We start from the raw sequence: 11920 nt of genomic DNA, 5'->3' as shown, positions 1-11920 counted from the left end.
GGCACCACTTTGAACTGTTTCAAACGCCGCGACTAGGCGGCCTTCACATGACGCTTACGCTGAATCTGCATTTATCTGCGTTTGTCTCTGGGAAATCGTCATCAAGATAGCTGAAGGACATATTCCGCGCATACGACACCAGCCTGTCCTGTTTCAGACTCACGTGCTCCCAGGCATGCGCAAACTCGTTCCTAATCTTGCGTAGGTACTCGAAATCTTTGAACTGTTCTTCATTAATTAGGCCGAGGGCGTAGCTAGCCTTGATCCGCGATGAGAATGTACCCAGCGGCGCATTGAAACCGGTCAGCAAATCCTTACTCGCCGCGACAGGCAGCATGAAGGCTTCGATCAGCCGTCCCAAGGCCTCGTTCGCGAATGCGGCCAACGACAGGATCAGACTACGTTCGTCGTGGTCGTGCAGTGTTCTCGTTAGCCGATTCAGCGGGCCAAATACGTCATTTTCTATCTCTGAGTGTTCATCCGTCTTTAGAGTCGGCATGTTTATCCTTGATGTTCCCAGATAGGAAGTCTCATTGAACCATCGCGGCTTGACGGCTGTCGAGTTTCAAAGCAAGTATCGCGCATCGCTGAGAGCTGGGCGTCCACTTTGCATCAATAAATCGATGGGAGCGGAGGTTTGCCCCGGGTCTCTGGCAGTCAGGTACGATAGACGACATTCGGCCAGGAGTGGACCTTGGCTGTTGCTACCCTTAGGAGACATTCAAGGCTGATATTATGCTAGTGTATTCGGCAACGCTTTTCTCGTCTTGTTAGCAGCCTTCGTCGCTGAGTTTACTTCGAAATCCCGAAGCTACGACGGTTTCCGGCGATATGACTGTCCGAAGTTGGGGAGATAGGCGCAGAATTTATACCTCAAAGCCATCTCCCTAAAACACAGTTGGTTTTTTCGAAGATCATCATGATTACTGAATGTCCGAACTGCGAATCCAAAGTCGATTGTGAGGAAAAGGGGACCTAACCGATGTAGAAGTAATATGGTTACGCGTCTATGCTGTTCCCACTATAGGCGGAGATGAAGATTTCAGGAAATTGCATGAACATATTCTCCAACCTAAAGCCGCATACATCGGATCGCCGTTAGAAGAAGTAGAGGCTAAAGCTCTACAGAAGAGTTATAGAGACTACCTAATTAGACTTGGTCTGGTTACAGCTCAGATTTCAAAGAACCGCGATGGGGCTCCCGAGTTTGATAGATTCTCTGGCGATTTCAAGATTTCATATCATCACACGAGCGCACTGGGTAATCTCTTATTGCGGCAAATTGGGCTAGCTCCGAAGGAGCAAACATGATGCCGAACCCGGCGCTCAACCCGGCCAGCGCACCCCTATCTCGGGCACTCTGCTGCGTTGGCTTCTGACGTCAATAACACCACTATTGACGTCAAAATCTGGCCTTGCAGAGCATTCCGATCTAGGGCGCGCTGACTTGGATGAATTAATCAGCGTTTCCTTAGCTCGATGTTCCTGAACGTCCACTTTGCCAAACTACCAACTTCTGCAACGGGTCGAGGCTGTGTGAAAACTCACCAAACTAATGAAAACAGGGGTCTTCGACCTCCTAGTGATCTCAGAAAAATCGCTCCTAAGCCGATCTAAGAGACTGCCTTTCTGCCTTCGGCAGCTGCGTGATGCGTTTTCACACAGCCTCGGTCGGTTTCAGACGGAGGTCATGGCCTTTTAACGGCCAAAAACTGACCTTCTAATAGCCAAGATGACCGATCGCTTGACGACTGGTATTGTACGTTCGGAATAAACGTACCACAGGAAAAGCCACTAGCGAGTGTTACAGAGACAACCCTCTGAGATGTCTATTTGCAGACTGTGATCTATCATGATTGCCGAGAATAGGAGACATCATGGTGTATCAGCAATTTGGCGAACTCACAGGTTTGGCAACCGAAACAAGAGCCCTTCTTTGTATTGATCAAGATCGTCCCAACGAGTTTTTGATAACCGTTCTTCCGCGAGGTGAGTCACGATTTGCAGTGCTTGCGTTCGTAGAGGACCTAAGTGCGAAACCCATAAAACTCGTGCCTCAGAATTTGCTCAGGCCGCAAGCAAATGGTGGCCTAGTCTGCCCGCCGCTCCAACCAATTGAACGCCAAGCACTCACTAACTGTGAGATTCTCCTGACCGCAGCGAGCGACGGTAGCTACAGCGGCACTTGGAAAACAGCAGACAAAGCCGGTACGCTCTCTTTTCATGCACCGCAGCATCAGTTGAGTATTGAAGTCGAGGTCCTGCCTGATTGGCAAGGATTCAAACAGTGGGCTTCGCATGCACACTCGCAACTTGACGTTACACTTTTTCGTGGCCATGGAAGCAACAAGTTTGAACTTAGTACAACGTTTCACCGTATAGGGCGAAATCGCATGGAGCGATACTGTGCGGACACTTTAGCGCGCTTTCACAGCGAGGTTGAGGCTGAACTCAGTATGCGTTTAAATATGAATGACGGTGCAGATTATTCCGTTGTCCTTGGACTAGCGCAGCACCACGGTCTTCCGACACCAATGCTCGACTGGACAAAATCACCTTACGTGGCCGCGTTCTTTGCATTTTCAGATGCCTTGGATGCCTCGCACCGTACGAATGAGAGCCATGTCAGAATTTTTGCATTAAGCCGGCAGTTTGTGAACTCTATGTCGCCGCCCAACGTCGTGCTGACGTGGCCAGAACCGTTCGTTGCTTCGCTAGCAATTTCCTCACGTCATAATGCTAGACTTCGCGCCCAGCAAGGTCATTTTCTAGTTACCAACGTCGCCAATTTGGAAGAGTGGTTATGCAAGATGGAGCATGATTCCGGTCAACGGTTTCTATACGCCGTCGACGTTCCAGTCAGCTACGCTGCTGAAGCGCTTCAAGACCTGGCGTTCATGGGGCTAACTGCTGCCACTATGTTCCCTGGGCTGGATGGTGTCTGCCGGACGCTGAGGCACGAAATGGAGTTTACAAAGCCTGTCGCGAAAACGCCTAGTCTACCGGCACCAGATCAAGTAAGCGATAATCGGCCTAAAAATGACGCTGACACCCCCTCCATCGGCGCTTAGATCACGTTGCAGTCATGCGAAATTCCTTCCCCCCCCTTTCTGAACAGCCGCAACGGGTCGGTTTGGGCCACTGGTGATAGGTTCAATCGGCAAGGCCATAAACATCGCCAAGAGCCCAAATTTCCGGGATTCGAACTACGCACCTAAAGGCAAAAAATCGACTCTAGGGCGCATCAATACTAGCTTTACGTGTTTTTGAGAGTTCCAAACTGAGTGAAAGGAATTCCAAACTCAAAGAAAATCGACAGAAGTTCGACAAATTTGTCGATTTCCATTGGGTTTGAACCTCACCCCTATAAAAATCAACAACTTACAGGAGATCTGCCATTGAGATTGAAACCCGCTAGTCGTTTAGTTTGGAAGTTTCCGAACTTCCCACCACTTAGTTTGGGATTTTCCGACAATCCACATCTTCGCTCAAATTTTCAACGAATAGCATGGATAGCGGCCCTTCAGTTTGCTTGTCTTTATCGGCTTCGTCCACGCAATTAGATTCGTGGCAGATATTAGTTTTTGAGGTGAATTCCGAACAAATGCGCCATCAGTGCTTCTTCGCCCCGGTGAGTTCGATAACCTCTTTCCATTTGCGGGCCTCGTCTTTCAGAAACGCTGGAATCTGCGCCCGTGGCATGCTCATTGGCACCAGACCTAACCCTAATAAGCGCTCGCGCATCTTCTCATCCTGCATGACTGCTGCAACTTCTTTCTCAAGGCGCTGCTTTGCTTCATCCGGCACTCCCGTAGGCGCCATCAAAAGAATCCAGCCCTGCATATTGAAGTCATTGAGACCTTGTTCTGCAAGGGTCGGCACTTCAGGCAGGCTCGGTATACGCTCGGCTGACGTAACTCCGATTGGTTTGACGCGATTTCCCTGCAAGGCCGAGGCCAAAACGGGTAAGTTGTCAGACATGAAGTCTATCTGCCCTCCAATCAGGCCTGTAAGGCTTTGCATCCCACCTTTATACGGGATATGCATGCCCGAGATACCGGCATCATGCAGGAACTTAGAGATGACGAGGTGCGGCGTCGTTCCCACTCCAGGAGTGCCATAGGTTAGATTCTGTCCTTGCTCTTTTGCATGCTTGATAAGGCCTCTCACCGTATCGAACGGCTCATCTGATCGGACCACCATCACTTGCGGTGCCCAGGCAATCGCGGCTATGGGCTCCAGATTCACAAGAGGATCATAGGTCATCGTTTCTGGACGCAACGACGGCACAATCGCTAAGGGACCTGTTGAGCCCATGACCAGCGTATACCCGTCAGCGGGCTGTTTGGCCACAAAACCTGTGCCGATAGTACCGCTGGCGCCGACCTTATTTTCAACCACGACGGCCTGGCCTAGGCGTGGCGAGAGCAACTCCGCCAACAAGCGCATTGTAACGTCAGAAGAATTGCCGGACGGAAAGGGCACCACGATCTTGATCGGGTGCTCTGGCCACGCTGCCTGGGCGAGCGTGGCGGTAAATGTCAAGTAACTGAAGGCTAATCCAATGGCGAGAACTTTGCGTAGCTTCATAAGATATTCTCCAATAGTCGTTTTGTTTGTTATGCTTCTTCAAGGACATACTTGCTCGCCCCCGACAGGTCGCCGAGTCGTTCGCCGCCACGCATCTGCTCACCGTTTTTATCGCCGCGAGACTGTTTTTCCAGCGCCATTTCGGACACTTCAGCGACTTCGGCTCGGGGAATGATAAGCACACCATTTTCATCAGCCAGGATAATGTCGCCCGGGCAGACGACAGCGCCCCCACATGCCACAGGTTTATTCATCTGTCCCCCGATGTTGTAAATCCGGGTGGTGATGGGCGATATGCCTCGGGCCCAAACAGGAAAACCGAGCTCTTCGAGTTCAGAGGGATCCGTGCACATGCCATCCACGATAGCGCCCACAGCACCCGCTAGCACAGCGCCAAGCGCCACGCCGCCGCCCAGACAAGCATGCTTTTGATCGCCCAATCGGTCGATAACCAACACATCTCCTGGGCGCAGCAGCGTCAGGGCGTGATGTAGTAGGGTGGAATCCTGCCCGGGCAGCGACAAGGTCACCGCAGTGCCAATTATCTTGCGCGTATGGTTTACTGGCTTGATGTCAGGGGCCATGAATCCCCAGTGACGGAAGTGGCCAACGGTAGCGGTCTGCACCGCTGATAACATGTCGACGTATTTCGGATCCAGTGCAGCAGGCATGGGCTCTAGGACGAATTTTTTCACTGAAGCACCTTTTGTTTGGCCAAGGGAATTTCCTTGCGGACTTTATCGATTAACTGAATATCCAACCGGGCCGTGGCAAAGCCGTCGCCGTCGGAGCACTTGGCGATAACGTGGCCCCAAGGGTCGACGACGAGTGAATGCCCATAGGTATATCGCGTCTCGCCATTTTGCGTAAAAGGTCCGTGCGAACCGCAGGCCACCACATAGCTTTGCGTCTCAATCGCCCGCGCCCGACACAATACTTCCCAGTGATCTTTGCCCGTTTGTAAGGTGAACGCTGCGGGCAACATGATTACATTGGCGCCATTGCTGACAAGTCGCCGAAAGAGCTCAGGAAACCGAAGGTCGTAGCAGATGGCCAGGCCGAGGCGAAAATCGCCCACGTCAGCTGTGCTGATCTCCGAGCCAGCTGCCACCGCGTCGGACTCCCCATAACGCAGCCCATCCGGAGTGAAGATGTCAAACATATGCATCTTCCTATACCGCGCAAGCTCCTTGCCGTGGGGATCGAACACCACGGTTGTGTTGAACACGCGTTCCTGATTGGGAACCTTCTCGTAAAAGCTGCCTGAATGAACGTAGATGCCGTATTCAGCGGCCATGCGGGCGCAAAACCTATAAGCTGGGCCATCAGTTTCGGGCTCGCCCGCTGCCACCTTCTCTTGCGCGCTGCCGCCCGCCCAATCAAAGTGCTCGGGAAACACAATCATGTCGGGGGTGTCTTGTGTAACGGCACTGCGCGTCAGTCTTTCAGCTGTCGCAAGATTCGCTGCTTTATCCGAAACGGAATTCATTTGAATGACGGAAATTTTCACTACCATTTCTCCTTTATTGCCAAGCAATTCTTTTGCCGACCGATTCGCAATAATTGGCCGCGACGTCACGCGCCAAGGCCGCCACCGCTCTTGCTAGGCCCTGGCCTTGGTCGCGCAAGAACACCGCCTGGTAGTTCACTGAAACGAAGGGTCGTTTAAGCTTGATGGGAGCCAACTCGCCGGAGGCGATCTCCCGTTGCACGATGGCTTCGGGAACAGCGGCGATGCCGATACCGGATATGGCAAGCTGAAGATTGGTGGGAACCGCATTCGACACATGGATGATCTGTGGACACACGCCGCAGTTTTCGAAATAGCGGTCGATGCGAAGTTGAGACCGCGTCCCGGGCGGATAGCCAATAATAGGGTACTGGGCTAGCTCTTCAGGAAGTGCTGCATCGGCAAATTTCAGTTCCAATTTGGGGCTGGCGACAAAGGTCATAGAAAATGCGCACAACGGTACACTTTCGAAACGCTCGTGTACCGATTCGCTATCGGCACCTAGAACAAGATCGACTCGGCCTATTTCCAGTTCTTTGAGTAGTCTCTCGGTCAGCTCGGTCTTCAAGCTAATCGAGATTCTCGGGTAGTCCTGTCGCAGCGTATCTACAAGTCTCGGCAATATTGTCGGAATCAACGTGCTGGTCATTCCAATTCTCAATGAGCCCACCAGTTTGTTCGGATCAAGCATGGAGGCACGTAAGGACTGGTGGGCACTTACAATGCGGTCGGCATGCTCTAAAAAGGTCACGCCAACGGAGGTCGGCTCAAAGCCGTCGCCCCCACGTATGAAAAGGCAAACGCCCAGATCCTGTTCGAGGTTGGATATCCGGCTCGATACAGCCGCCTGCGTAAGGCAGAGCTTTTCGGCCGTAGCCTTGATGCTTTTTAACTTGGCCAGCCACAGCGCCGTTTCAAGAAACCGAATATTCATTAAGCAGTGCTACCTGTACGCCGGCACTAGACTGGGCCATCACCGGCAGTTCACCTTCCAATGTAGTTCTATGCATCGTCCTGACGTATTTCGTATCGTCAAAGCCGGTAGCGCAGTGTTGTGTGCAGCGATTGTCCCAGAGCACCGCATCGCCAGATGACCATTTGTGCGTGTAAATGAACTGAGGGTGCTTAGCAAAATCTTGAAGAAACGTAATTAGCTCTTTGCTTTCATTGAAGGGTAGTCCTTCAACGTCACAAGCCCAGCGCCCAATGTAAAGCGAGGTGCGCCTGCTAAGCGGATGTTGTCGTGTTAAGGGATGGTAGACGTCAGGCCGTTCGCGCTTTTCCTCCTCTGTGAGTGGTGCCATCAGGGGGTAGTGGGTCGAATGCAAGTCGATTCGACTGTAGCGAACACGCCGCCCGGCGATAATCTCTTTGACGCTCTGAGGCAAGGCTTCATAGACGCTGTACATATCGACAAAGAGCGTGTCGCCGCGCTCAGGGGGAACCTGTCTTGCATATAGGAAGGAGCCGCCGTTCGGAATGGTTTTGTCCTCGCCATCGGTATGGAATCCCTCGCCAACTCGACGAAGTCCAGCATCGCCTTCGGCATCGCCCACCACAGGTTTGGAGGGATCGACCTTGTTCGCATTCGATACCACGAAAACTTCGGGGTAGCCGTCAAGATTGAACTTAAACGGCCTCATGATATGCAAGGGGCCCAATCGACGGCTAAAGTGCACGTGCTCCTCGGGACTCATGTTCACAGCGCGGAAGCACAGAATCGAATGTTTCATCCAGGCACGCATAATCTGTTCAAGGTCGTCTTCTGATACTACCAACCCAGATGGGCAGTCCAAGACATCGGCACCAAAACCATCTATTTTCGGTATTATTTTCATAATCTCCTCCATCAAGTAAGTGGTCACATGATGTGCGTCACTGTAAAGCGTGGCAAGCGAAAAATTTTTGTATTCGGCTTAACATTTCTTTAAGACGCTGCAGCCGTCTGGTAGGCTGATAGAGGAGCGAGTGCAAGGGACCGACCTACTGAAAGAGAGAAATAAAGTCTGCCGAAACCGGTATGACCGTAGATCCTAAACATCGCCAAAAGCCAAAATCCCCGGACTTGGAATCCTCATCTAAAGACAAAAAAACGGTCGTAGGACGCATCAAAATTAGCTTTACGTGTTTTGGAGAGTTCCAAACTGAATGAAAAGAATTCCAAACTCAATGAAAATGTCGAAGCTCATTCGAATTGAAATCACATCTCATTTGGAATCAATGAGTTAACTAAAATACATAATTCAATTTGGTATCGACGCGTCATTCAATTTGGAATTTTTTTCTTGTGCCGCGAACGTAGTAATAAGAGATATTCAGCCCTCCCACACCAATCGGGCAACTAAACCGCCGACAGTACGCTAGCATTATCTAGAATGGTTAAGATCGGGACACAAGCGGCCGATGTATATTCAGCCGGAACATTATTACTATTAGTCGGTATGGTCATCAGGTCAACAACCTTTACCAGGTGACGTAATGTTGTTTGCAGTTCGGTTCTACGACAGGCCTAAGCGGCTTGATGTGCGAAAGAGTTTGTTAAATGCACACCTTGAATGGCTTTGGGATATAGCACCTCTGCGCCTTCCTTATCTGCCAGATACTGCATGATTGCGTGAGATTCCCAAAGGCGGAATCCGTCATCGTCCAGCAGAGGGACCTTGCCGTTCGGGTTGATTTGGAGGTATGCCTCGAATTTGTGCTCCCCCTTGAGCAGATCAACGGTGATGAGTTCTAGCTTTGCGCCCAATATGATTGCCGTCAGGAGAACACGACGGGAGTTGGAGGAAACCGGATGATAATAGAGACGCATTTGTCCTTCCCACAGCAGGAGCGGGCCCGCAGAGATTTCATCTGGCAAACGCACCAGAACGTCCGCTATTTACAGCGTACTGTAAACGAAAGGGAGCGACCATCCGGATCTTGCTCTGATATCCGGCGAAACATAGACTTCCAATTGTTCGGCGAGGTCAAGCGCAAGCCATGCACGCATGGCACCCGCGGTGGTCACCGCGAAGCGCCACGTTTCCACCCGGTCAGTCAATCGTAGGAAGGACGAACCGTTCGCTGAACGTAAGACGGTGGATGTGTCTTCCCTGAAAACAAGGGATAAGCAAGACCGCAGGTGAACCCAGTCGCGTCTCGCAGAATGCAGATCTGACGAGTGCGACGGAACTACCCAGCGTGATAATTAGCGCTCGAAAGGCTGTAGAGCGCATTAACATTAGCTTTACGTGTATCAGTGAGTGACTGACTGGTGCATCACTCCAAAGCGTTCTGCCAAGGCTGAAAGGCGCTTGTCCAGTGTCCAGAGCTCTGCTTGTGGCGTCATCATGGTCGAAGCCAGGAGCAGCATATCAACCAGCCCGCAACCTAAACCGAAGAGTTTTTCGCCTTCGATGAAGTCCACGGTTTCTTTCAGGGTAGCTTGTTGAGTGTGCCGTAAGCTATCAAGATCGGCCAGAATACGCAGCCGATTGGGTGGCGTTCCGCAGGCCAACTCACCAAGCACCATAGGATGCACCATTACGCGATCACGCTCCAGCAAATAAGCCAAACCCTGATTTCCATGTCGGAAGTGATCAACCCATACCGAAGTATCAACCAATACACCGTTCATGCTTCGGCGGGCTCTTTACGGCGGCGCGGTATGTCGGGCATATGTGGCGCTGCCCCCCCGAGGGCTGCGAGTCGTTTCGCAGACTGTACACGCACATACGTCTTGACCGCCTCACGTATAAGATCAGCCTTTTCAATGCCGGGGTCGGCCACTTGCAGCGCCCTCTCAAACAATGCATCGTCAATCGTCACGGTAGTTCGCATTTTTGCCCCCATTAATTTGGCATCAATATATGCATCATATTACATCAAATTAGTGTTTTCGCAGGTAATTCCCTATGCTGGCGGGCGCGGCCAGGTCACTACTGTGCTAGGTCGTAGTTCCATAGAGCGGGTTGGTGGTTACCCCGTTAGGGCGATAAGGTCGGTCACAGTGCAGGGCTCTCTTTGAGCCAAGGCATTCCTCCCGTCCAGCTAACACTTCTACTAGCTCTGATTGAACCATTCAATCGCGTCGGCTCCCGCTGGAACGCGGAATGCAGTCGTACCGCCTTGCACAACATTCCAGACAGCTTCTGCGACATCAGTCGAGTGTGTGACCAAGCCGTCGTAATTCTGAAATCCAGAGAGCACTGAGTCCATGGTGGCAGCGTAGTCTTCTGGAAAGGTCTGGGCGATTCTTGCATGTGCGTTGCTGGCAAAAGCGGTTTCCGGAGCCATACCTGGCAGGACCACGCCGACCTGAATGTTGAAATCCCGCAGCTCTAGCGCCAAGGACCCCGTGAACGCTACTACCGCCGCCTTGCTGGCGGTGTAGACGGGAAGCAGTGGTAACGCTTTTAGCGTTACGGTCGAAGCTACATTGACGATAGCGCCCGCTCGACGCGCCCGAAACTGGGGTAGAAATGCCTGGGTCATGGACATCGTACCGAACGTATTCGTTTCGAACACTTCGCGTACCGCATCCATCGAAGTACTTTCGAATGGCCCTAGCATACCGACACCAGCGTTGTTCACTAAGACATCGACCTGTCCGGCTTCCTTGACTGCATGTCGGATGCTCTCTGCATCAGTCACATCCAATTTTAAGATGCGCAAATGCTCTGATTTCGGCAAAACATCCTCGCTCGGCGTACGCATTGTGGCGATGACTTTCCAATTGCGTTCCAAAAAGTATTTGGCGGTTTCCAGTCCAAATCCGGAAGAGCAGCCAGTGATTAAAACGGTTTTCATGTGAATCCTCACAACATTAGGGAAACACAACGATAGTCCGCTTAATGCAAATCATCTACAATCAAAAGTCCTAATTTTGTTTGCAAGAGTCCGGCATGGTTGACCCTCTAACGTCTGTTGTAACCTTCCTCCAGCCAAAGATGGCGTACTCGAAAATTGTGACCGGTGCCGGACGCTGGGGCCTGCGTGGCAAATTCGATGATGCGCCATTATTTTGCTGCGTCATCATGGAAGGGAGGATGCGCTACACGGTTGACGGAACGCCACTGGTCGTTGAAGCCGGCGATTTCGTACTGATTCCTTCGATGTCAGAATTTTCGGTAACCAGTTACGAAATCCCTTCCGACCACGAGTGGCAGTCGGAACCTGCATTGCTAGAAAACGGGGAACATCGCAACGGTTTACTCTCGGCCGATCCAGACGTACGAACACTAGTTGGCCTTTGCCGACTGACATCACCAGACTCTGCTTTGCTCTTGACGCTGCTGCCGAAACTCGTACATATCAGGGGCGACTGTCGACTGTCTGCGCTGGTTCAATTAGTCATAGATGAATCGCGCTCGCAGCGACCTGCGAAGGAGGTTGTCCTCGAACGTCTGCTGGAGGTTTTGTTGATAGAAGCCTTGCGCTCTTCGAGCAATGCGGTAACGTCGCAGGGACTGCTACGCGCACTCGCCGATACCCGATTGGCAAGCGCAATACGACTTATCCATGAAAGCCCAGAAGAGCCATGGACCGTTGAGCGTTTAGCGAAAGCATCGGCGCTATCCCGCTCTACATTTTTTGAGAGATTCGGCACAGCCGTGGGTGTTACACCAATGGACTACTTGCTTTCGTGGCGGATGGCACTGGCAAGAGACTATCTTCAGCGGGAAAAGACGATTTCCGAGGTGGCGGCTCTAGTCGGATACAGTTCATCGAGCACTTTCACAGTAGCCTTCACCCGGCACACTGGCATGCCACCTGGCCAATATGCTAAAACTCGCCAAAATGCACGCGCACGGAACGCCGCCTAGTCGACTGCAGCCT

12 protein-coding genes are annotated in these 11920 nt (G+C 51.8%); 2 read left to right on the top strand and 10 right to left on the bottom strand.

Translation table 11 applies throughout. The features are described 5' to 3' along the window. Positions 1–43: 43 nt before the first annotated feature. Positions 44–499: an MltR family transcriptional regulator gene (locus ACYVIS_RS11470; protein ID WP_460874020.1), complete on the bottom strand. Its 456-nt coding sequence runs from the start codon at positions 497–499 to the stop codon at positions 44–46. 1378 nt (positions 500–1877) lie between these two features. Between ACYVIS_RS11470 and ACYVIS_RS11465 the strand changes: the two genes are divergently transcribed. Continuing rightward, positions 1878–3071 (top strand): FRG domain-containing protein, encoded by a 1194-nt coding sequence (locus ACYVIS_RS11465; protein ID WP_232742563.1) that lies wholly within the window; start codon positions 1878–1880, stop codon positions 3069–3071. 541 nt (positions 3072–3612) lie between these two features. On the opposite strand, the gene ACYVIS_RS11460 is transcribed toward ACYVIS_RS11465, so the two are convergent. The 9 genes from ACYVIS_RS11460 to ACYVIS_RS11420 form a co-directional block, all read right to left on the bottom strand. Further along, positions 3613–4590 carry a Bug family tripartite tricarboxylate transporter substrate binding protein gene (locus ACYVIS_RS11460; RefSeq protein WP_232742562.1) on the bottom strand — a complete coding sequence of 326 codons (978 nt, stop codon included), beginning with the start codon at positions 4588–4590 and terminating at the stop codon, positions 3613–3615. A 29-nt stretch (positions 4591–4619) separates the two neighbouring features. Beyond that, positions 4620–5285: an RraA family protein gene (locus tag ACYVIS_RS11455; RefSeq protein ID WP_232742561.1), complete on the bottom strand. Its 666-nt coding sequence runs from the start codon at positions 5283–5285 to the stop codon at positions 4620–4622. Continuing rightward, positions 5282–6106 (bottom strand): carbon-nitrogen hydrolase family protein, encoded by an 825-nt coding sequence (locus ACYVIS_RS11450; RefSeq protein WP_232742560.1) that lies wholly within the window; start codon positions 6104–6106, stop codon positions 5282–5284. Before ACYVIS_RS11450 ends, ACYVIS_RS11455 begins: the two co-directional genes overlap by 4 nt. Before the next feature lie 7 nt (positions 6107–6113). Continuing rightward, on the bottom strand, positions 6114–7034 hold the full coding sequence (locus ACYVIS_RS11445) for a LysR family transcriptional regulator (protein WP_232742559.1): 921 nt from the start codon (positions 7032–7034) through the stop codon (positions 6114–6116). Next, entirely contained in the window at positions 7015–7938 is a 924-nt protein-coding gene (locus ACYVIS_RS11440; protein WP_232742558.1) for a TauD/TfdA dioxygenase family protein, read from the bottom strand. The genes ACYVIS_RS11445 and ACYVIS_RS11440 overlap by 20 nt, the downstream gene beginning before the upstream one ends. A gap of 671 nt (positions 7939–8609) precedes the next feature. After that, a complete protein-coding gene (locus tag ACYVIS_RS11435; RefSeq protein ID WP_232742557.1) occupies positions 8610–8966 on the bottom strand; it encodes a glutathione S-transferase family protein in 357 nt (118 codons plus the stop codon). A gap of 372 nt (positions 8967–9338) precedes the next feature. Continuing rightward, the gene (locus ACYVIS_RS11430) at positions 9339–9719 is read right to left on the bottom strand and encodes a type II toxin-antitoxin system VapC family toxin (RefSeq protein WP_460874019.1); all 381 of its coding nucleotides are present in this window, start codon (positions 9717–9719) and stop codon (positions 9339–9341) included. Beyond that, positions 9716–9922, bottom strand: coding sequence for a type II toxin-antitoxin system VapB family antitoxin (locus tag ACYVIS_RS11425; protein ID WP_460874018.1), 207 nt, complete (start codon positions 9920–9922; stop codon positions 9716–9718). The genes ACYVIS_RS11430 and ACYVIS_RS11425 overlap by 4 nt, the downstream gene beginning before the upstream one ends. A gap of 222 nt (positions 9923–10144) precedes the next feature. Beyond that, positions 10145–10891, bottom strand: coding sequence for an SDR family oxidoreductase (locus tag ACYVIS_RS11420; protein ID WP_460874017.1), 747 nt, complete (start codon positions 10889–10891; stop codon positions 10145–10147). A gap of 95 nt (positions 10892–10986) precedes the next feature. Here ACYVIS_RS11420 and ACYVIS_RS11415 point away from each other — a divergent pair, with 95 nt between their 5' ends. Next, positions 10987–11907, top strand: a complete 921-nt coding sequence (locus tag ACYVIS_RS11415) for a helix-turn-helix transcriptional regulator (protein ID WP_232742553.1) — start codon at positions 10987–10989, stop codon at positions 11905–11907. Positions 11908–11920: the final 13 nt, after the last annotated feature.

The sequence above is a fragment of the Paralcaligenes ginsengisoli genome, from assembly GCF_054781135.1.
Note: the sequence above shows the minus strand (reverse complement) of the source record. Positions and strands in the feature narration are given on the sequence as shown.